The sequence below is a fragment of the Floridaenema evergladense BLCC-F167 genome, assembly GCF_041929205.2.
Taxonomy (GTDB): Bacteria; Cyanobacteriota; Cyanobacteriia; order Cyanobacteriales; family Aerosakkonemataceae; genus Floridanema; species Floridanema evergladense.
Map to the genome: position 1 here is coordinate 3603644 of NZ_CM171625.1, position 21970 is coordinate 3625613.

Below are 21970 nucleotides of genomic sequence, written 5' to 3' on the forward strand. Positions count from 1 at the left end.
ATCTCTTATATGATATTATGTCTGGATTTCCAGTGATTATATTCAGGAACATTTACTTAAGGAATTAAACTCAACCAGTTTTGTCTAAGTGTGGCAGAGGAGAATCATGAATCGAGGTTTTTTAGCTTTACTGGGCAGATTGGTTTTTGCTTCTGCCAGTTTGGTAGTTATTCAAACAGCCGCCAATGCACAAGAAAGCAGGCTGTCAGTAGTTAGGAATCAAATAGCAGAGAAAATTAACCAAGAACAACGGATTAGTGAAAATTCGGCAGCAGATCGATTAATTTTAGGACAAAAACCCACTAGGAGAAGAGTAAGGGTAATTAATCAATCCCTAGTTCCCCCAGCGGTTAGCGATGCAGTAATTCAAAATTTGTCCCAACAGACGGGGATAGAACCTTCTGCTTTAAAGATTGTGGAAGCAAAACAGCAAACTTGGGCGAATGGTTGTTTGGGAATTAGTAGCCCTGGAGTTCCTTGCGCGGAAGGGAAAGTTCCGGGTTGGGAAGTGGTAGTGGCAAGTGCAACTCAACGCTGGGTTTATCGCAGTAATATGTCTGGTTCTTTGGTGAAGTTGGATGCCATTGCTACTCAGAATATTGCCAATAGTCAGGCTGCGTCTACAGAATCTGAGTCAGCGGCTACACCAACGGAACGGCAAACTAACACTAGTAGCCGTCGCCAAACTACTCAAACTACCACCAGTACTCGCACTTCTGGAGGAACTGCAACTCGCACGCAACGGCAAACTACTACTACTGTACGTCGTCAGACTGCTGCGCCAACACAAGGGCAAACTGCAATTAACAACAATCGTCGAACCACTCAAACAACTACGCAAACCCGCACGCCAAGGCAAACTACTACAGTAAGTCAGCCAACTTCTGCTAAAGGTACGGGAGAATTTAGCATCGCAATTTGGCAACCTGCGGCTAATTTATCCGAGGTGATTGCCCGTCTTTCTGTGATGTCGAAAGATAGCAATTTTGCCAGTGAAAGATACATGGGAGATTACCGCTATCAAGTGAATCAAAGGGCGAAGTTTGTTGGGGGGGTAAATCCGGGCGATCGCGTTGTCATTCGCTTGTATAATTATCAGAATCGCCTGATTGGGTTTAGCGAATTTGAAGTTTTACCCCAAAGATCCTCAGTTAACATTATTCTTGGCAATCGTCCCTTAGTTTCGCGCATCGTTCGCACTGTTTACGGTTTAGATGTTGACGAAAATGCTGCGATCGATCGAGGTGCAAATTCTTACGATTTCTACACTAATATCACTGGCATCACACCAAGTCAAGAAAGTGCAGTTTTCCTCAGAAATACCCAAGGAATCGACAAAACTTGGTATCAAGTTGCTGGATTACCAATTCCACCAGAAACCGGAGTTTTTCCCAGCGCAGTTAGGGGTAGTACAGGTACAGAAATTAAAGTTTTTTCGACTAATTTACCCGCAAGTATTACTGCTGTTCCCGGTTCACAAAAACCAATTACCAATGTGGCAAGTAATAATGAATCTACTTTTAATTTGAATTCAGAAACAGCAACAAGTTCCACTCAAACCCCAAGTTCCACTCAACCGACAAATTCCGAGCAACCTACAAGTTCCACTCAACCGACAACTCCCCAAACTGGCGAACAAACTCGCACTAATACTCAACCAAATAACGCCGAAATTCAAGCAAGTTTTCCCGATGTACCTGCAAATTATTGGGCAAGAAAATTTATTAGTAAATTGGCTGAAAAAGGAGTGATTCAAGGTTATCCCGATGGTTTATATCGCCCAACAGCATCTTTAACTAGGGCAGAGTTTGCCATCATTATTACTGGCGCTTTTAATCAAGATAAAAAGCGGGAAGTTGCTGCTCTCAAGGATGTGAATGCTAATTATTGGGCATATCCAGCTATTAAAGAAGCTTACGAAATGGGCTTTTTAGATGCTGATAGTCGGGGAAATTTTCGCCCGGAAGAAAAGATTACTCGCTTAGATGTTTTGGTAGCTTTAGCTAAAGGGTTGAATTATGCTCCGACTGTCGCTACGGAAAGAACTTTGCGTGTCTACACCGATGGTGCTAGTATTCCCAAGGGCGATCGTACTTTAATAGCCGCAGTCACAGAACGAAATATTGTAGTAAATTATCCCATTGTTCGCTCTTTAAACCCCCAACGAGCAGCCACCAGAGCCGAAGTTGCAGCACTAATTTATCGCGCCTTAGTAAGTACCGGAGAAGTAGCTGATATCTCTTCACCTTATGTAGTTGGAGAAACTACTATCCAAAAAAGACAAGCTGCTCCTACTAGACAACCAGCTAATAACAATAGTGGCAGACAAACTCAGTCTCTCAGACATTCAAATCCCGATAAAGGTAATACTTCTCGCACTAGGCGCACTACTACGGTAGAACCTTCTAATACTAATCGAACTAGAAGGACTCCAGCAGTAAAACCTTCTACTAACAATTCTAGGTCTTAAAACTGCTGTTCAGCTTACCGACTTCTTCAAGAAGTCGGTAAGCTAAATTTGTTCTTTTAACTGAGTAATTTTTTCGGGTGTCAAAGCCACTTTCACTTCTATTTGTTGTTTCTCATCCCGGATAATCAATACATAATTTTCACCCAATCTGTTAACTTCTACCTGGGGATTAATCATCTGAAATTTTTGATAAACTCTTTCCAGTAAAGCTAACCGAATCACCACATCTTTTTGTGATTGCAGATAAACATACAATTGTTGTTTTAGGGTATCTAACTCTAATTTAGCAGGTGTGGTGTTGCGTTCTTGGGGTGAATCAGGTTTTTGCCAATAAAAAGTAATACCGCGAATCTCAGAATTAAATATAATAAATTTTTCATCAAAACGTTGCGCTTCCCAGTCAATTTCTCGCACATCACCATTAGGAGGAAGTAATCGCTGTTTCCAAAGAATTTCTTTGCCATTGAGATTAGCAACCCATTGTTTGATAATAGCAAAATTATCGGCATTTTCCGGGTTGTTGCTACCTTGTTCCCAAATGATTGTTGACATAAATACTCCTTTTTATGAACCGTTTCAGACACAGAGGACGCAGAGGAAAGAAAGAGAGAGAAAAATGTTGCAAAATGTTGTTAGACTATAATAACTATCATTTAATGGCTATTATATAATATTATAAATTTACCGTTAACTTCAAGTTATATGGCAAAAATTCCTAATTTAGAAGAACTTTATAGTGCTAGAGAAAAACTTACAGCACGCTATTCTCGCCTAAACACGCTGTTATTGAGAATTTTGGAAATTCAACCAACTGCTCCTGCTGATATGTTAAGTTTATTAGAACAAGGTATACAACAGGGACAAGCTGCTCGTGACGCTTGCCAAGCAAGTATTCATGAAGTTAAAAGAAGTTGGAATTTGCCATGAATGAACAATCTAGAATTCCTGATGAACAGACAAGAAAGCGGAATATTGAGTTATTACGTGAAAGCCAACGTCAACTCGATTTATTCGGAATAAAGCTTGATGAATTAATTGCTATTACAGAAGCAGAAATTCGTCGGCAAAAATTAGAACGCTTGCAGGAAAAATATAAACGTTCAGCCAACTAAAATAAGTTAAATTTGCCATAAATAAAACCGAAATTTAGGCTAGATATACCAACTCGTTACTATTATAAATATTTCACATAAATTCGATCGCACCTTGGGGTTTCCACACCGGAAGCAGGTTGATAACCGCTACTTTCATACAATTTTACAGCTTCCTTTAAAACATCTTCAACTTGAATTACATCGTTATCCGCTGCTGTGGGTAGCCAAGGTAAACCGTATTCTGTTAAAATAGAATGGAGAATATTGGCAGCATTATTGCGATCGCACTCTTGCCAATCACGAATTAAAAACTCTTGATAATAACCCTTCATTAGCTGTGAATTCTTGGTTCAGGATGCAAAGTTGATAAAATTTCACTTTCGATAATAGCTAACTCTTCCAACCGCTGATTTACCTGAGAACGATCGAAATAAGTATCCGCTAAAATCCAATAAATTCCGTAATGTCTTGCTTCCGAAGCCATCAAACTGTGGTAAAATTTAGCTAATTCAGGGTCGGGACAGTGAGTAGCCAACAAACCCAATCTTTCGTGACTCCGGGCTTCAATTAAACCACAAACTAACAAAGAATCCAAAAAGCGCCAAGGTTCATCTTTACGGATTTGCTTATTTAAAGAGGCACCATAAGGAGGCGAAGCTAACTGACGCAAAGGAATTTGCCGTCTTTCTAACCATTGATTGACTAACTCAAAGTGTTCTAGTTCTTCCTTGGCGATCGCAGTCAGCATCCGAACCATTTTAGTATTAGAAGGATAGCGAAACATTAAATTTAACGCTACTCCAGCAGCTTTCCGTTCGCAATGGGAATGATCTAGTAAAATTACATTAAGATTACTAATTGCTTGTTCCACCCACTCATCACGAGTCGGTTGTTTCAAAACATTAATTCTGGGCAACGGGAATGAATTAGTATCTAGCCAGTCAGGAGTCATTAGGGGCATAATTAAAGTAATAGGGTGTTGTAATAGTTACAAAATTCTTGGTTGTGCAGTCAGGGTAGCCTCAACCGCAAATTTGAAGTTTTAGTTAAAGATTTTGCTATAGAAAGCTAAATGAAAACAAGTATTTATCGTCGGATTGTTATCGGTGATGTTCATGGTCACTATAATGCACTCATGACTTTGTTAGAGGCGATCGCCCCTAGCTCAGAAGATGAGGTATATTTTCTAGGAGACTTGATCGATCGAGGCCCCCAAAGTTTTCAGGTAGTCGATTTTGTTCAAGCTAGTCCATTTTATTGCCTTTTGGGTAATCATGAGCAACTATTACTAGACAGCTTCGCCAACCGGGAAAACCAACAAGCAATCATGCAAATTTGGTTATATAGTGGCGGACATAGTACGATCGCCAGTTATCGCCAAGAAGGAATCTCAATTTTATCCGAACATATAGAATGGATGCGAACTCTACCAGCATATTTAGACTTAGGCGATGTTTGGTTAGTTCATGCAGGCGTACATCCAGAAATGCCCTTAGAGGAACAAACGATCGATCAATTTTGTTGGATTCGGGACGAATTTCATAGTACAACAAAACCCTATTTTCCCGACAAACTAATCATCACCGGACACACCATCACCTTTACCTTACCCAACGTTCCTCCCGGAAAAATCGCCCAAGGACAAGGTTGGTTAGATATCGACACAGGTGCATATCACCGCAAAAGCGGCTGGCTAACAGCATTAGATATTACCAATTCTCTGGTGTATCAAGTCAACGTCTTTGACGAAACTCTCCGTACCCTACCCCTAGAAAACGCCATCACCAAAGTAGAACCAGAATTAGTTTTACCGCGCAAGTGAAGGCAGGGGAGATGGGGAGATGGGGAGATGGGGAGATGGGGAGATGGGGAGATGGGGAGGTAGAACCTCACAGATTCTCGTTCCCAGGTTGAACCTGGGAACGAAAAACGGAGGCTCTGCCTCTTGGTGCAAGATTTGAGTTACCCCATTCTCGATCGATAATCTTGATAAGAAAACTGTCGCCAGATCTCGAAAGTGCCGTTTTTCTTGAGTATACCGATCGCAGGATGAACCACACCGTTAAACATTGTCGTTTTTACCATCGTGTAGTGCATCATATCCTCAAAAATGATTCGATCGCTCACCGATAACTCTTCAGCAAATCCGTAATCACCAAGAAAATCCCCTGCTAAACAACTTGAACCACCCATCCGATACACCTTTTCTCCCGGTTTTGGTTCCGATGCGCCGCGAATTACAGGTTTATAAGGCATTTCCAAACAATCAGGAGTATGAGCAGTAAAGGACACATCCAACATTACATTAATTACCTCAGAAGTGGGAATTAAATCTTGAACTGTACTGAGTAAAAATCCAGTTTCCCAAGTAATTGCAGAACCCGGTTCTAAGATTAATTCAATATGAGGATAACGATCGTGAAATGACTGCAAAACTTCGATCGCGTGTGCAACATTATAGTTTTTATGAGTCATTAAGTGTCCGCCGCCAAGATTTAACCACTTTAGCTGCGGTAGCAAATGTCCAAACAAATCTTCTATATGTAAAAGCGTTTTTTCCAACGCATAAGAATCGCTTTCACATAAATTGTGAGACAAAAAACCCTCTATTCCCGGCGGTAAAATATTACCAAAATGCTCTGAAGAAACACCAAGACGAGTTGATGGTTGACAAGGATTATACAGCGCTGTTTGCACTGGTGAATATTGGGGGTTAATTCGCAAACCTACTGATGGCGAAAACGGAGATCGATCGATCGCTGTTCTAAATCTTTCCCACTGACTAATAGAATTAAATGTTACATGAGAAGCATAACCGAGAATCTTCAGCAAATCCTCTTCCCGATAAGCGGGAGAATAGACATGAATCTCCCCGCCAAACTCCTCCGCTGCCAGTTGCACTTCCCAAACCGAACTAGCTGAGGCACCTGGAAGAGTCTTGCGGATCGAGGGAAAACTATGAAACAGCGAGAACGCCTTCAGTGCCAAAAGCACTTTTACAGGTGCTTCTTTTTGCACTCGCTCAAAAATCGCCAGATTCTGCAACAAACGTGCTTCTTCTAAGACAAAACAAGGTGATGGGATACTCGCTAAAACTGAATCTTTCGTCTCCACAAGCCTTAATTTTCCTCAAACGGTGATGGTCGATCGATTATTTCATACCAAGGTAATCCAAGAGATCCAAGCAGTTCCATAAACGGATCGGGATCGCACTGCTCCACATTAAACACTCCTGGTTTTTTCCAAATTCCATTAACCACCATTAATGCACCGATTACAGCGGGAACACCAGTAGTATAAGAAATTGCCTGTCCGCCAACTTCTTGATAAGCTTTGCTGTGATCGCAATTATTATATATGTAATAATTTCTATTTTTTCCATTCTTCAATCCCCGAATATGACAACCGATCGAAGTTTGTCCAGTATAATTTGCGGCTAAAGAAGAAGGTTCGGGAAGCAAAGTTTTTAAGAACTTCAACGGGACTATTTTAGTTCCTTCATAATCCACAGGATCGATGCGCGTCAGACCAAGATTTTCCAGTACTTGAAGATGAGTAATATAACTCTGAGAAAACGTCATCCAAAACCGCGCTCTTTTCAGAGTAGGAATATGTTTAACTAACGATTCTAATTCTTCGTGATAAAGAAGATAGGACTCTTTTTCACCTATTTCTGGATAAGGAATTGGACGATGAATCGAAAGTGGGGGAACTTCTATCCATTCACCATTTTCATAATACCTACCGACTTGAGTAATTTCTCGTATATTTATCTCTGGGTTAAAATTCGTAGCAAATGCTTGCCCATGATTTCCCGCATTGCAATCAACAATATCTAGGTAGTGAATTTCATCAAAGTGGTGCTTGAGAGCATAAGCGGTAAAAACTCCCGTCACTCCCGGATCGAAACCACATCCTAAAATAGCCGTAAGTCCAGCTTCCTTGTAGCGATCGTGATATTTCCACTGCCAACTATACTCAAATTTCGCCAAATCAGGAGGCTCATAATTTGCTGTATCGAGATAGTTAACTCCTACTTCCAGACAGGCATCCATTAACACTAAATCTTGATAAGGAAGTGCCACATTAATGAGAATATCCGGGCGAAATTCTTTAAGTAGTTTAATAGTATTGTTTATATCATCTGCATCTAAAGTAGCTGTTTGTAACTTCTTGGAGCCAATGCGTTTGGCAATGTGATCGCATTTCTCGATCGTTCGACTCGCCAGAAGAATCTCGGAAAACTCTTCTTGCACAGCCGCCTTGTGTGCCACAACGTTACCTACTCCACCTGCTCCCACTATCATCAATCGTGCCATAGCTTTGTCCCTCTGGCGCAATCCAAGCCTCATCGTACCATATTTTAGATGAGTCTCGGAGCAGGGGAGAAGGCAGGGCTACTTCATTGTCATCAAAGAAATTAAACAGATGGGGGGACAAGGGGACAAGGGGAGCAAAAAAACTTCTTAACTTAAAATCTCTCAATTCAAAACTTAAAACTCAAAACTCCCCTTGTCCCCCTGTCCCGTTGTCAGGTAAGCTCAGACAACATCTAGCTGCAATAGGATCGATCGAGTGACCACGAACGAAGAGACAATCGAAGTAAGTTCCCTGAAGTGGTTTTATCGGGAAGCAAAACCCTTGGGCAGAAGTGATAAACTGCCAGTATTGCTGTTACATGGTATACCGTCCCAAAGTTATAGTTGGACGGAGGTAATGCCAGCATTAGCTGATAAGGGATATCCCAGTATTGCCCCAGATTGGATCGGTTTTGGTTTGTCGGCTAAACCAGACCGTCGAGATTTTGCTTACACACCCGATGCTTTTATTCAAGCTTTAACTGAATTCATCGAGACTCTAGAATTAGAAAGATTTTCTTTGGTTGTCCAAGGATTTTTGGGTTCTGTGGGCATTCAATACGCCTTGCGTCATCCTGAAAAAATAGAACGTTTGGCAATTGTCGGTGCTCCTGTTTCCCCAGAAGCTAAGTTACCTTGGAAATTGCAACAGTTGGGATTGCCCTTTCTGGGTGATATGCTGACCCAAGACCCTTTGTTGGTCGATCGAACTTTGGAAGGTGGCAGTTGTTATAACCTCTCAGACGCAGATTTAGATGTCTATCGCCGTCCTTTCTTGAAAAGTTCCGATGCGGGTCGAAGTTTGTTGGCAACGGTGAGAAACCTGCAATTAACCGAAATAGGCGCAGAAATTACCTCTGGATTAAAGCAGTGGCAACAGCCAACTTTAATTGTTTGGGGAATGAAAGACCCTTGGTTGCCTGTTTCTTGTGCCGAACAGCTAAAAGCTGAGATGCCGAATGCAGAATTAGTCACAATAGAGGAAGCGGGGCATTATCCTCAAGAACATTGGTCAGAAAAAGTTAGTGATGTACTAATTGGGTTTCTGCGCCGCTAATATTTTTAAGGATGTATTTTGGTAAGTTTGCAAAAAAATGTTCAAGACAAGTCATCGGTCTATTCTGGCAATAATTCTGGCGTTTGTGGCGACTGTTCTCGTTAGCTGCGGTGGAACTCCTACAGCAACTAAGCCACCTACTTACACTCCGGCACAAATTGAGCAAATTCAGCAGTATGCTTCTGACTTGACAAAAATTCAGGAACGACTGCCGGAATTAGCTAAGTTAATCCAAGATGAAGATTGGACTTTTGTCAAGAATTTTATTCGGGGGCCTTTGGGTGAGTTGCGGTCAAAATTGAGTTTTGTGGAACGCAATTTGCTACCCCAAGAAAAGACAAAAGCCCGTGAAACTTCCAAGGAGTTAATTGAAGGGTTGATCTTAATTGATGAAGCTGCTGATAGTCGTGATTACCAAAAGGCTATCCGCAATTTTGGTGTTGTTCAGCGGGAGTTGCGATCGTTCTTAGAACTAACTCCTCAAGCATAAGCGATCGTTTAGTTGAGTAGTAAGTACTGGGTAGTCGGAACAACTATTTCAGATCTGACAGCAGGGGAGGTAGAACCTCCTAAAACTCGTTCCCCGGTTCAACCTGGGAACGAGTAATAGAGGCTCCGCCTCTTGGTGCAAAATCTGAGTATTACCAATTACCAATTTTCAAAGTTATGGTCAAAGTTGCAATCATTGGGTGCGGAATTATTGGGGCAACAATTGCCTACGAACTCAGTTTATTTCCTGAGTTAAATGTCACTGTTTTAGAACAAAAATCACCAGCGCAAGGTGCAACGAGTGCAGCCTTGGGCGTGTTGATGGGCATTATTAGTCACAAAATTAAAGGTAGTGCTTGGCAACTGCGCCAAAGTAGTATGCAACGTTATGAAACTTTGATTCCCGAATTAGAAAAAAGTTTAGGGCGAAAAATTCCTTTTAATCGTCAAGGAATTCTTTTGCTATGTTTGGAAGGGGAAAATTTGGCAAGTTGGGAAGAGTTAGCAGAAATTCGTCATTCTCAAGGTTTTAGTTTAGAAATTTGGGATTTGGAGAAGGTAAAAGCTAATTGTCCGCAGTTGAATTTAGAAAGAGTAATTGCTGGAGTTTATTCGCCTCAAGATAGACAAATCGATCCAACTGCTTTAACTTTAGCTTTAGTAGATGCAGCAACAAAAAACGGCGTAAATTTTCAGTTTGGTGTTGATGTTTCGGGAATAGAACCTTTATCAACATCAACGGGTTGGCAGGTAAAAACGCAAAATGGGAATTTAGAATGTGATTGGTTGGTGTTAGCATCTGGTTTAGGTTCTACGTTATTAACTAAATCGCTTTTACATCAAATTGATATTAGACCAGTTCTAGGTCAAGCTTTACATTTAAGATTAGATCATCCTGTAGGAAATCCCGATTTTCAACCTGCAATTACGGGCAATGATGTGCATATTGTACCTCTGGGCGGAGGAGATTATTGGGTAGGTGCAACGGTAGAATTTCCGGTTGATGGTTATCAGGTGGAACCAGATGCTAGTAGATTGGAATTGGTGCGAGAGGAGGCGATCGCACTTTGCCCAGCTTTAGCCAATGCTACTATTATTAAATCATGGGTTGGTTTGCGCCCCCGCCCCGAAGGAAGACCAGCACCAGTTATTGGTAATTTACCCGGTTATAACAACATTCTTTTAGCAACTGGTCATTATCGTAATGGCATTTTATTAGCACCTGCAACAGCCCAAGCAATTCGTTCTGCTATTAGTGATTAGGGACTGGGGACTGGGGACTGGGGACTGGGGACTGGGAAAGTTGCCAGAATTTACCAGATTTCTTAATTAATCCTGATTATCATGTAAATCATTAAATCCTGATTGTTTCCTTGCACCCTAAAGACGATCGCGAAAATAATCGCGGTACAATTGACAGCTAGGAATCACTTTACTGCCTTGGATTTTTACTAAACCTAAAGCTTCTAATTTATTGGCACGGGTGATGTCTAATTGTACTCCTTTATCGCTCTTTAAAACCTTTCTCATTGCGGTTCTTAATTCGGGACGATCGTCTAAATAATCTAACAAATATTTGAGATGTTCGCTGTAAATTCCTGTTCTACTAGTTGTTTCTGATAATAGCTGATCTAAATTAATTTTTTGACGGGTTAAATGGTAAAAAGCTAATCGTACTAAATAAGGATGTCCTCCCACTATTGTCATTAATTGTTTGACTTCTTTAGGTTTCCAACAAAGATTATGTAAATCAGCTAAAGTTTGCACTTCTTTAACTGTAAATTCGGTAATTTTTATTTCTAATCCTACTGCAAAAGGAGATTTTTGCTTATCTAAACTAATATATAATTCTGTGGAGTAAGTCAAGACTAAACGTAGTTTTTTCCAAATAGGTAGTTGTTGAGATTGTTCATACCATTCTCGCAGTAGGGACAGAAAATCATCGGCAATTTGGCGATGGTAGAAAACGCGATCGATTTCATCTAAACCTAAAACCAAAGGACTATTAATTGCTGATAAAACATGGTTTTGTAAATATACTGTACAGTAGGTTTTACTGTCAACATTTTCATTCCAATCAGCATCTAATTTTGGTTTTAAATGCAATTGACGACTAATATTTACACATAGCCAACGCAGCAATTTATCTAATGTTTCAAAATCATTTGTTTTTGCGTCTGACCAAAAGTTTAATTGTACTGTTTGACAGCCTTTAGTCGCAGCATGACCTAAAACTCTGAGTAACAAAGATGTTTTACCAAATTGATTAGCTGCTTTAATTCTAATTAAACCCCCAGGTTGCAATACTTGTTGATATATGGGTTTTGCGATCGCCAAACGTTCAATATAAAAAGGCGAGTTTAGCGGTTCTGCTATGTTGGGATAGTTGGGTTTTGGCAAAGGTTGAGGAGTTTCTGAAACCGATCCCTGTTCGTATTTTGCTTCTAGCCAAGCTAGTAATTTTTTATATTTGTTTGGCCCTTTATAATCAAGATCTGGACAACCTTCTGGGTTTTCCTGATTTTGAATAAATCTATTATAAATTCCCCGTAACTGTTTTTTATAAGCAGCTTCATCTATATTTATTCTAAGATTTCTCTGCAAATCAGCAGTAATTTCTGTTTCATTTTTCTCGAAATTATATTCATTAAAACGTTCAATAAAAATATCTCTCTCTGTTCCAGAAAGTCCATAGCGATCGGCTATATCTCTCAAAAAACTCTTCCATGACATAACATTAACCGGATGCAGCTAAAATCGCACTAATTCAACATTTTAAACTAAATTATAGATAATGAATCTTTCTTTTGAAGGATACATATTGCTTACTTTAAGTTAAGTGATATAATTTAATAAAATTTTAATCTAGGTGAAATAATACGCAAAAAATATGAAGAATGGATCGTTGTTTGCCGATCGCACAGCCGTAATAGCTACCATGCACAAAAAAGAACAGGTAATCTCACCAATTTTGGAAAGAGAATTGGGAGTAAAAGCGATCGTTCCCTCAAACTTTGATAGCGATAAATTTGGCACATTTACCAGAGAAGTTAAACGGTTAGGAACTCAAATTGAAGCAGCTAAATTAAAAGCTGAACAAGCATTAAATATCACAGGTGAAACTTTAGCCATTGCCAGTGAAGGAACTTTTAGCCCTCATCCTTTTGTACCATATTTATCTTGCGATCGGGAAATTGTTCTGTTATTAGATAAAAAGCATAACATAGAAATTATCGGTGAAGATTTTTCCACCGAAACTAACCACAGTCATCAATTAGTTAAAAGTGTAGAAGAAGCTTTTGAATTTGCCCAAAAAATTGGATTTCCCGAACATGGTTTAGTTGTCATGTTTGAAGAAATACCAAAAGATAGTAGCCAAATAATTAAGGGAATTACAACTCCAGAAAACCTGGAAGAAGCTGTTAGTTTGTTTTTGAAAAAATCACCAAATGGTAAGGTACATTTGGAAACGGATATGCGGGCGCTTTATAATCCTACAAGGATGAATAATATTGCCAAAGCTACTCTTAATTTAGTAGAGAAAATTAATAGCCTTTGTCCAAATTGTGATTTTCCTGGGTTTAGTATAACTGATAGAAAACCCGGTTTACCTTGTGCTTTGTGCAATATGCCTACTCAATTAACTTTAGCCACTATTTATCAATGCAAAAAATGCGGTTTTCAGAAAGAAACGCTATTTCCTGATGGCATTAAACAAGCCGATCCTGCACAATGTATGTATTGTAATCCTTAGCTTTAATGTTAGAAAGGTAGGCTAAGTAAGCTGATAAAGTTTAGTTGTTTTGGTTCTTCTGTCAAACCTAATTTAATATTTTCTGGGTCATTTCTATGCTGTAAAGATTGAAAAATTCTATCCCAAATAGTCAAAAGACTGGCATAATTTGAGTTAGTTTCTTCGACAATTTGGGAGTGATGAATTCGGTGATAGTTAGGGGTAACAATGAAGTAGCTTAAAAACCGATCGCACTCATAACTCAAAGCCCAATTGCTATGATGAAAAACAATCACAAAAATAAAGGCTAATTCATAAATTACTAATGGTTGAATAGCAATACCTAAGAACCAAATCAAGAGAATTTTGGGAAAATAAGAAGCAATTACTTCTATAGCATGAAACCGATAAGCTGTAGAAACATTCATTGATTCTTCGGTGTGATGTACAGCATGAAAACGCCAAGCTAAGGGTAGAGTGTGCATTAATCTATGCCAAAAATACATATACAAATCTAAAATTAAAATTGATAAAATACCCACTAACCAAATAGGTTTAATCTCGTGAAATAATCCTTGCCAAGAACTGTGTTCTTGTAACCATTTAGATAACCAAATTGTGGTTAGACTGGCGGCGATCGCATTTAACACACCCAAACCAAAATTAGTACCCATTCGGTTAATTAAACCTTGCTTGTAAGTAAAAAAGGGAAACAGATTTTCTAGAATTCCAAAAATCAAAATACTCCCCAAAATCACTGCCAATTTTCCATTCATTATCCCGTTACCTCTAGTGTTTAAAATCGAGTTTTCCCAATAAAATCACTTGCGAATTTTTCAAATGTAAGAGGGAATTTCCCTCAAGATTTGTTTTAATTCTGCTTCCTCAATTCGGTTAATCGCCTGTTTCAAACTTAGCCACTCTCTCTTTCTAGTTTTAGCTTCCTGCCAATTATCAAACTCCTTTGTTACCCGCAACAAAAACACATCTACTAAGAAATTACAGCCAGATTTCTGATAACTGTAAGTACCAATTGCAGTTGCAGAAACATCACCCACAACCCCCGCTTCTTCCCAAGCTTCCTTAGCAGCGGAATAGTGGGGTTTCATAAACATTTCAATCCCTCCTTTGGGAATAACCCAACGTTTACCTCCCGAAGAAGTCACCAACAAAATTTCTAATTGTTCATCTTGAATTCGGTAAGGAATTACTGCTGACTGCTTAATGGTTGGAGTAGTCATATTTGTCATCAGTGTAATAAATTGTTTCATTTTTTAGGTTAATTCTATCTCCAAAGTTCGCACTAAAAAAGCCCAGCGATCGGCAATTTCTTCTATTATTTTAGCAGTTGGTTTTCCTGCACCATGCCCAGCTTTTGTTTCAATGCGAATTAGCACAGGTCGATCGCCATTATGTGCTTCTTGTAATGCAGCAGCAAACTTAAAACTATGGGCGGGAACTACGCGATCGTCATGATCTGCGGTAGTAATTAAAGTAGCAGGATAAGCAGTTCCAGCTTTTAAATTGTGCAACGGAGAATAACCATAAAGTACTTCAAACTCATCAGGATTTTCCGGCGAACCATACTCAGAACACCACGCCCAACCAATAGTAAACTTGTAGAAACGTAGCATATCCATTACACCAACAGCGGGTAAAGCAGCAGCAAATAAATCGGGGCGTTGCGTCATACAAGCCCCCACTAATAAACCGCCGTTGCTACCACCTGCGATCGCCAATTTTGCCGAAGAAGTATACTTATTTTCTATTAACCATTCCGCCGCCGCAATGAAATCATCAAACACATTTTGCTTCTGCAATTTAGTTCCCGCTAAATGCCATTCTTCGCCATATTCTCCCCCACCTCGCAAATTAGCCATAGCATAAACTCCGCCCAACTCCAACCAAACTAATAAACCCACAGAAAAACTCGGTGTTAAAGGTACGCTAAAACCACCATAACCATAAAGATAAGTTGGTAAATTTCCCTTTAATTCCAAACCTTTCTTGTGAGTAATAAACATTGGTATTCTAGTTCCATCTTTGCTGGTGTAAAATACCTGTTTAGTTTCGTAATCTTCAGGATTAAAATCAATATTTGGTTTGCGAAAAACAGTACTTTCACCTGTCACCATGTCATAGCGATAGATAATTGTGGGAAAAGTGAAACTAGTAAAATTGTAAAAAGTTTCCGTGTCGTAACGTTTACCACCGAAACCACCCGCAGAACCAATTCCCGGTAATTGGACTTCTCGGACAAATTCACCATTTAATGCAAAAATTTTAACTTGAATGCGGGCATCTTTTAAATATTCAGCAACAAAGTGATTATTTAGTAAAGTTACACCTTCTAAAACTTCCTCAACTTCGGGAATAATTTCTTGCCAATTTTCCTTAGCTGGATTGTTAATATTAATCCCAATTACTTTTCCCTTTGATGCGTCTAAATCAGTGCGAAACCAGAAATTTTCGCCATCATTCTCAATAAAACCGTAGCTGGCTTCAAACTCACTAATTAATTCGATTACCTGAGAATTTCGATCGGTTAAATCTTTGTAAAAAATCAGATTTTTTGGATCGGTTCCCAGCCAAACATTAATAATTAAATATTTGCCATCTTCTGTTACAATGCTATCAAATCCCCATTCTTTTTGGTCGGGACGATGATAAATTAACAAATCTTCTGATTGAGGAGTTCCTAACCGATGGTAAAAGAGTTTTTGGTAATAGTTAACATCTTCTAATTTAGTTGCTTCATTTGGTTCATCATAGCGACTGTAGAAAAACCCTTGATTATCATTAGTCCAAGCAGCACCAGAAAATTTAATCCATTTTAAATTGTCTGGTAAATCTTCCCCTGTTTCCACATTTCGCACTTGCCATTCTTGCCAATCTGAACCGGAAGAAGACAACCCATAAGCCATTAAATTGCCATCTTCAGTAATAGCAATTCCCGAAAGCGCAACTGTTCCATCTGTGGAAAGTTTATTCGGATCTAATAGTTCTTTAGGTTCGCCATCAAGCGAAGTTAAAGTGTAGAGAACGCTTTGATTTTGTAACCCATCATTTTTAAAGTAGAAATAGCGATCGCCCTTTTTAAAAGGAATGCTATATTTTTCATAATCCCAAAGTTTAGTCAACCGTTCCTTCAACTTTTCCCTAACAGGAATTTCCTTAAGAAAGCCAAAAGTAACTTGATTTTGTGCTTCTACCCAAGCTTTAGTTTCATCCGAATCAGGATCTTCTAACCAACGATAAGGATCGGCAACTTTCGTACCGTGATAATCATCAACTACGTCGATTTTTGTGGTTTTCGGATAATTAAAAGACCAAGTTGAATCAGTCATAACATGAAATATGTAGGGTGCGTTAACGCCAGTGTAACGCACCTTTTACTCAGATCTTGCAGCTTATGGAGGTAGAACCTCCCAGATCTCGTTACCAGGTTCAACCTGGTAACGAAAAACAGAGACTCTGCCTCAAGATGCAAGATCTCAGTTTTAACTTTAATTAAGCACCAGCATTGCTAGTAACTAACTTCTCACCTTTCAACATTCTTGAGGCTGCATCTAACAGCGAATCTTCCAGGTAAGGCTTAGTAAAGTAACCACTTGCGCCTAATTGAACTGCCATTTGACGGTGTTTATCTGCACCGCGAGAAGTTAACATTGCCACTGGCAAATGATTTAATTCTGGGTCTTTTTGCAGGCGGGAAAGTAATTCTAAACCATCCATTCTGGGCATTTCAATATCACAGAAAATGATATCGCAAGGCAGACCAGATTTTAGTTTATCCCAAGCTTCTTGACCGTCGCGTGCTTGTTCAACTCGGTAGCCAGTCTTATTAAATGTCATGGATAACAATTCACGAACAGTGATCGAATCATCGACAATTAATACAGTAGGATCTGACTTGGGTTGGTCTGGTACTGATGTTGCATTTGCATCTTGATCCCAGAATTTTCCGCCTTCATTGCGAATTACTCCGAGTGACAGATCAACTAATTCTAATACGTCAGCGATCGGCATAATTCGACCATCCCCTTGAACTGTAGCACCAGCAATACCCAATGGTTTAGGAATCGGCCCTTCCAACTGCTTAATTACTATTTCTTGTTCGCCCAAAACTTGATCCACTTGCAAAGCAATTAAATTGTTAGGACTCCGCAAAACCACGATCGAAATTACATCTTCTTCTTTAGTCCCACCATACACACCAGCCCGACCTAATTGCCGATTATAAGTCAACAATTCGCTGAGTGGTTTAAAGGGTAAAGTTGTATCGCGCCAAGGAATACAAGGGTTCCCTTCGGCATTAATTTGAACCCGATCTTTGGGAATATCTAAAGCATCTTCCACCCCATCCATTGGGAAGGCAATTCTCGCTTTGTCACTCAAACAACAAAGTGCTTTACAAATACTCAAAGTTAGCGGTAAACGAATTGTGAAAGTTGTACCTTTACCTTGATTAGAATCAGTGGTAATTGTCCCCCGAATTTCGCTTAACGAGGTAAGAACCACATCCATTCCCACGCCTTTACCAGAGAGTAAATCTGCTTCATCCTTAGTACTAAAACCAGGATGATAAATCAATTGGTAAATTTCTTGGCGGGTCATACCTTCAGCATCGGCGCGAGAAATTAAGCGTTTTTCGATCGCCTTCTGCTTAACTCGATCAACATTAATTCCCCCACCATCATCCGAGAAAGAAATAACCGTTTGGTTCCCTTGGTGGAAAGCTTTAATTGTAATCTTACCCGTCGGAGATTTACCAGCTTTTTGGCGCACTTCTGGGGTTTCAATTCCATGCGCGATCGCATTATTTACCAAATGTTTTAACGGATCGGAAAAATGCTCCAAAATCAATTTATCAATCAGCGTTTCTCGCCCTTCAATCTTGATTTCTGCCTGTTTACCAAATTCCGCCGCCTTATCTCGCACATAACGAATTAACGGGAAAACTCGCTCAATTTCCCCAAATGGCACCATTCTAGCCCTAGTTAAACCTTCTTGTAATTGAGTCGTAACTTGGCGGAACTGACGACAAACTTGTTCAGTTTCATCAGTCACAAATTCAATGTCTGCTGTAGATTCTCTTACCCGAACAATCAACTCAATCATTTCTTGGGAAATAGTGTGGAACGAAGTAAATCGATCCATTTCCAAAGGATCGTAATCTACAGAATGCTCACTTTGATGGGAATTTTCTTTATTAGAGGAATCATCATCAGAATCGCTTTGATCGTAACTCCTGTAATTAGAACTGTAATAGCGATCGCGTCGTCGAGAAGCCAACAGCGAAGCTTCTAGCAAAGATCTTTCATACAAATCTTGCATTCTTGCGCCGACATCGCTAAGTTGCTGCACCTGCGTCAGCAAATTATCCAAAAATTGCCGTAACCTTTCCTGTTCTTGTTCTAAAGTATTCCGATTTACCACCAATTCCCCAACCAAATTACTCAGATTATCCATCTGCTTAACTGGCACTTTCATCGTTTGTTCTAGAATTCCTCTAGTCAAACGCTTCGGTGTATTAGACTGGCTAGGTCTAGGTTTATTAGCAGCAGGCGAACCCGGTTTTTTATCAATTTCCGCTACCAGACTTTCCAAGTCAGAAAAGTCAATGTCATCATCCGACTTTTGACTAACTACTGCTGCCGCTGCTACTGCTGCTGTCGCCGCTGCTGCCGGAATCGCTACACTCGCTATACTGGGCGATTCATCACCCAACATTGCTTCTAAGTCAGCAAAATCTAAATCATCAGCTGCATCATTATTATCTGGCGCAGCAGCACTTGCGAATTCTTCATTATCCAACATTGCTTCTAAATCAGCAAATTCGGCAACTTCTTCGCCTTGATTTACCGCAGGTGCTTCTTCCTCATTTAACATTGCTGCTAAACCGCCAAATTCGTCTGTTTCGCCAGTATCAGCAGTAAAATCCCAATCGCCAGCGCTATCTCCTGTATCTAATTCTCCCGGTAGTTCCGCATCAAAATTATCGAAACTATCCAAACTATTACTATCGAAATCTAAAGCGCTAACTTCTTCCGATTCTTCCGCAGTCAACCCATCAAAATCAAAACTTTCTTCTGTGGGTAACTCAGCAAAACTGTCTGGTTCTTCCGCAGTTAATCCATCAAAATCAAAACTTTCTTCTGTGGGCGATTCTGCTAAATCTTGCCAATCAGTAGCTTCTGAAGTTTCCGGGATTTCCTCTGTTAATGCAGCACCCCAATCAAAACCCATATCATCAGCGGTATCTGCCAGGAAATTATCTGTTGCCAATTCTGAATCTGTGGTTAATTCTTCATCAAAACTGCCAAAATCAAAACTTTCTTCAGTTGTTGGTGTAGTTGATTCAAACAACTCTAAAGATGCTTCTGAAGAGTTGTCTGTTAACCACTCCATCTCCGGTTCTTCTGTCAGAAAAGCACCTATTTCGTTATCAAACTCTTGGATATGGGTGGTAAATTCATCTACTGGGGATACATTTGCGGTACTGGCTAAATTTGTGCTTTCGGTAAAGGTATCTGTACCAAACAAATCAGCACCGAAATCGCTCTCGGAAGTGAAATTTCCTAAATCTTCTGTTCCCAAGGCAAACAGATCGTCTAAACTTCCGTTATTATCTGTTGTTTCGCTAACATCCCAAGTAAACTGTTCGTTTGATTGTTGGTTACTCGCTGAAGTATCGTCAGCAAAAGGATCGAAAGCATCAAAGGATAAATCAGATAAATCTTCTATTGTTGGTATTTCTTGATTGTTTTCATTCGCTGCTTCAGCAAACCAATTGTCGTCTAATTGTGCTGTTGTTGGTATTTCTTGGTTATTTTCATTCGCTGCTTCAGCAAACCAATTGTCGTCTAATTGTGCTGTTGTGGCGATCGCTTCTGGAGTTTCGTCGCTCCAAAATTCATCATTACTTACATCAAAATCAAAGGTATCTGCTTCTTGATTTTCAGTAACTTCTTCATTTGCCTCATCAAACAATCCGAAATCATCTGTTAAGCCAGCTTCAGTTACTTCTAATTCATTACTTGGAGCAGTTTCCTCACCAAAATCTAATAGCTCTTCATCGCTATCGAATAAATTTGCTAAATCAAATTCTTCTAATTGAGAATTGGCAGCAAAATCTTTACTTGTTTTTGCAATATCAAGACCTGTTTGTGCTGTTAAATTTGCAGAATTTATTTCTGTAACTTCATCCCAAGTTGCCGATTCTTCAGGTAAGTCAGCAAATAGTTCAGTGAGATTATCTTCAGCTTCTCTAGATTTTTCTGTACCGAAAATATCGTCAGTATCATCTAAATCAAAGTCTGTTAAATCTGCGGAGTTAGCCGGAGAAGTTTTCTCTTCAAAGTCATCATTGAGAAAATCTAAAATGTCGTCATTTGTTGCTTGTTCTTCAGCAGAAATATCATCAAATAGATCGGCAAATTCACTATTTGTTTCTAAATCTGTTACAGTTTCTAAACTTACTGGTTCAACTGTAGTATCGCCAAAAGTTTCTTCTTCTTGCCAGTTGTCATCGAGGTCTACTGCTTCTTGAAATAGGTCTGCTAAGGTATTGAGTTCTGCGGCTCCTACCTCTGGGCCATGTCGATCGGCAAATCTAGGATTAGTTTGTGTTTCGGACGAATCCGCCTGGGGGGTACGGCCTGCGATCGATCTAGCAGGTCTTCCTGTTCTCCCCAAATTAGATGTAGTGGGAAGCTCAGGTTCTGTAAATTCTAATGGTTGAGCAAACAAATCAGCATCTTCTTCTTCTGAAGTAGCTGCCACAATATCTGATTCACTGCTAGTTGCTGAATCTTCTAAGAATAAATCCCCAAAGTCTAAATCTTCTTCTTCAGCAGGTGTCACAGGCAAAAGTGCTTGCAATTGTTCGCCAATGCAAATTTCTGCTGCTTTTCCTGACAAAACTAATTCTTGAGCGGCTTTAATTTCTTTAATGACAATTGGAGCTAAAGTTTGGCAGGTATTTTCGCTATTGCCGATCGCACTTCTTGCCGTTTCAATTAAACCACACCAACTAGACAATTCAAACCTATTGCCCATTTGCGCCAAAGTATCGCAGCAACCTTGCAGTTGGGTGCGACTGTTAGGCCAAGCAGGTGGCTTAAACAACTGCAACATTTGCCGCAACTGTTCCATCACATCCTGCTTAAAAGCAGAAATTAGCAACTCTTGCTGCGAGTCTTTTTGCTTAGTTGCTGTTACTTTAGCAGCAGAAGTACTGACCAATTTTTCTAAATGTTGTCTTAGTTCGCTAGAAACTAACTCTACCGATGACATCACATTATTTGAGACATCTTCTGTTAAACCAAAAGGCCCTTGCAGCTGTTCTAATAGCTCTTTGAGCGCATCAAATACTTGCCAGAATAGAGACTCTAATTTTTGGTCTACTTGCACTGGCGATTCTTCAAGTAATTTAAAACAATCTTCTAAAAGGTGGGATGTTTTCTGAATACTTTGCAAGCTCAACATCCCTGCTCCTCCTTTTACAGAGTGAGCCGCACGATAAACTTCCTTTAATAATTCTCGGTCATTAATTGTCGCTTGGAGAGTCAGCAAACCCTGCTCGATCGTATTGAGGTGATCTTTAGCTTCCTCAATAAAATAGCCCAGGATGCGCTGTTGTTGTTCTGGCAGCATAGCTCTGTTCCTCAAAGAGTTATGAGTTTTGATTGTAGGGACGATTCAGGAATCGCCCCTACACCGTTGTTATTTTTGGCAAAACTCAACTATCCAAAGTAATAATTGTCA

18 protein-coding genes are annotated in these 21970 nt (G+C 39.8%); 8 read left to right on the plus strand and 10 right to left on the minus strand.

Annotated elements, in window-relative coordinates; genetic code table 11:
* Window positions 1-106: 106 nt before the first annotated feature.
* On the plus strand, window positions 107-2470 hold the full coding sequence (locus ACE1CA_RS17555; protein ID WP_413281116.1) for an S-layer homology domain-containing protein: 2364 nt from the start codon (window positions 107-109) through the stop codon (window positions 2468-2470).
* 42 nt (window positions 2471-2512) lie between these two features.
* On the opposite strand, the gene ACE1CA_RS17560 is transcribed toward ACE1CA_RS17555, so the two are convergent.
* On the minus strand, window positions 2513-3022 hold the full coding sequence (locus ACE1CA_RS17560) for a hypothetical protein (RefSeq protein ID WP_413281115.1): 510 nt from the start codon (window positions 3020-3022) through the stop codon (window positions 2513-2515).
* A gap of 150 nt (window positions 3023-3172) precedes the next feature.
* On the opposite strand from ACE1CA_RS17560, the gene ACE1CA_RS17565 reads away from it, so the two are divergent.
* Both ACE1CA_RS17565 and ACE1CA_RS17570 read left to right on the plus strand, forming a co-directional pair.
* On the plus strand, window positions 3173-3397 hold the full coding sequence (locus ACE1CA_RS17565) for a hypothetical protein (RefSeq protein ID WP_413281114.1): 225 nt from the start codon (window positions 3173-3175) through the stop codon (window positions 3395-3397).
* Window positions 3394-3582 carry a hypothetical protein gene (locus tag ACE1CA_RS17570; RefSeq protein ID WP_413281113.1) on the plus strand — a complete coding sequence of 63 codons (189 nt, stop codon included), beginning with the start codon at window positions 3394-3396 and terminating at the stop codon, window positions 3580-3582. Before ACE1CA_RS17565 ends, ACE1CA_RS17570 begins: the two co-directional genes overlap by 4 nt.
* A 62-nt stretch (window positions 3583-3644) precedes the next feature.
* Here the strand turns inward: ACE1CA_RS17570 and ACE1CA_RS17575 are convergent, their stop codons facing one another.
* Together ACE1CA_RS17575 and ACE1CA_RS17580 are read right to left on the minus strand one after the other, a co-directional pair.
* Window positions 3645-3896: a hypothetical protein gene (locus tag ACE1CA_RS17575; RefSeq protein ID WP_413281112.1), complete on the minus strand. Its 252-nt coding sequence runs from the start codon at window positions 3894-3896 to the stop codon at window positions 3645-3647.
* Window positions 3896-4516, minus strand: a complete 621-nt coding sequence (locus tag ACE1CA_RS17580; RefSeq protein WP_413281111.1) for a MiaE family protein — start codon at window positions 4514-4516, stop codon at window positions 3896-3898. Before ACE1CA_RS17580 ends, ACE1CA_RS17575 begins: the two co-directional genes overlap by 1 nt.
* A gap of 120 nt (window positions 4517-4636) precedes the next feature.
* Between ACE1CA_RS17580 and ACE1CA_RS17585 the strand changes: the two genes are divergently transcribed.
* Entirely contained in the window at window positions 4637-5386 is a 750-nt protein-coding gene (locus tag ACE1CA_RS17585) for a metallophosphoesterase family protein (RefSeq protein WP_413281110.1), read from the plus strand.
* Window positions 5387-5526: 140 nt separating this feature from the next.
* On the opposite strand, the gene nspC is transcribed toward ACE1CA_RS17585, so the two are convergent.
* Together nspC and ACE1CA_RS17595 are read right to left on the minus strand one after the other, a co-directional pair.
* Complete coding sequence (gene nspC, locus ACE1CA_RS17590) at window positions 5527-6678, minus strand: carboxynorspermidine decarboxylase (protein ID WP_413281109.1); 1152 nt, start codon at window positions 6676-6678, stop codon at window positions 5527-5529.
* A 5-nt stretch (window positions 6679-6683) separates the two neighbouring features.
* Window positions 6684-7883, minus strand: coding sequence for a saccharopine dehydrogenase family protein (locus ACE1CA_RS17595; RefSeq protein ID WP_413281108.1), 1200 nt, complete (start codon window positions 7881-7883; stop codon window positions 6684-6686).
* A gap of 256 nt (window positions 7884-8139) precedes the next feature.
* Between ACE1CA_RS17595 and ACE1CA_RS17600 the strand changes: the two genes are divergently transcribed.
* The 3 genes from ACE1CA_RS17600 (at window position 8140) to ACE1CA_RS17610 (ending at window position 10731) form a co-directional block, all read left to right on the plus strand.
* A complete protein-coding gene (locus ACE1CA_RS17600; RefSeq protein WP_413281107.1) occupies window positions 8140-8979 on the plus strand; it encodes an alpha/beta fold hydrolase in 840 nt (279 codons plus the stop codon).
* 37 nt (window positions 8980-9016) lie between these two features.
* Window positions 9017-9469, plus strand: coding sequence for a photosystem II protein PsbQ (gene psbQ, locus ACE1CA_RS17605; protein ID WP_413281106.1), 453 nt, complete (start codon window positions 9017-9019; stop codon window positions 9467-9469).
* A gap of 176 nt (window positions 9470-9645) precedes the next feature.
* Window positions 9646-10731: an NAD(P)/FAD-dependent oxidoreductase gene (locus ACE1CA_RS17610; protein WP_413281105.1), complete on the plus strand. Its 1086-nt coding sequence runs from the start codon at window positions 9646-9648 to the stop codon at window positions 10729-10731.
* A gap of 117 nt (window positions 10732-10848) precedes the next feature.
* Here ACE1CA_RS17610 and ACE1CA_RS17615 read toward each other — a convergent pair whose 3' ends face one another.
* A complete protein-coding gene (locus tag ACE1CA_RS17615; RefSeq protein ID WP_413281104.1) occupies window positions 10849-12201 on the minus strand; it encodes an AAA-like domain-containing protein in 1353 nt (450 codons plus the stop codon).
* A gap of 157 nt (window positions 12202-12358) precedes the next feature.
* On the opposite strand from ACE1CA_RS17615, the gene ACE1CA_RS17620 reads away from it, so the two are divergent.
* On the plus strand, window positions 12359-13222 hold the full coding sequence (locus ACE1CA_RS17620) for a DUF6671 family protein (RefSeq protein WP_413281103.1): 864 nt from the start codon (window positions 12359-12361) through the stop codon (window positions 13220-13222).
* An 8-nt stretch (window positions 13223-13230) separates the two neighbouring features.
* Here ACE1CA_RS17620 and ACE1CA_RS17625 read toward each other — a convergent pair whose 3' ends face one another.
* The 4 genes from ACE1CA_RS17625 to ACE1CA_RS17640 all read right to left on the minus strand — a co-directional run bounded on the left by ACE1CA_RS17625 (window position 13231) and on the right by ACE1CA_RS17640 (window position 21859).
* Window positions 13231-13977, minus strand: coding sequence for a sterol desaturase family protein (locus ACE1CA_RS17625; RefSeq protein WP_413281102.1), 747 nt, complete (start codon window positions 13975-13977; stop codon window positions 13231-13233).
* Between the two features lie 60 nt (window positions 13978-14037).
* Window positions 14038-14472: an NUDIX hydrolase gene (locus ACE1CA_RS17630; protein ID WP_486517423.1), complete on the minus strand. Its 435-nt coding sequence runs from the start codon at window positions 14470-14472 to the stop codon at window positions 14038-14040.
* A 3-nt stretch (window positions 14473-14475) separates the two neighbouring features.
* Complete coding sequence (locus ACE1CA_RS17635) at window positions 14476-16548, minus strand: prolyl oligopeptidase family serine peptidase (RefSeq protein ID WP_413281100.1); 2073 nt, start codon at window positions 16546-16548, stop codon at window positions 14476-14478.
* A 163-nt stretch (window positions 16549-16711) separates the two neighbouring features.
* Window positions 16712-21859, minus strand: a complete 5148-nt coding sequence (locus ACE1CA_RS17640; protein ID WP_413281099.1) for a hybrid sensor histidine kinase/response regulator — start codon at window positions 21857-21859, stop codon at window positions 16712-16714.
* Window positions 21860-21970 lie beyond the last annotated feature (111 nt).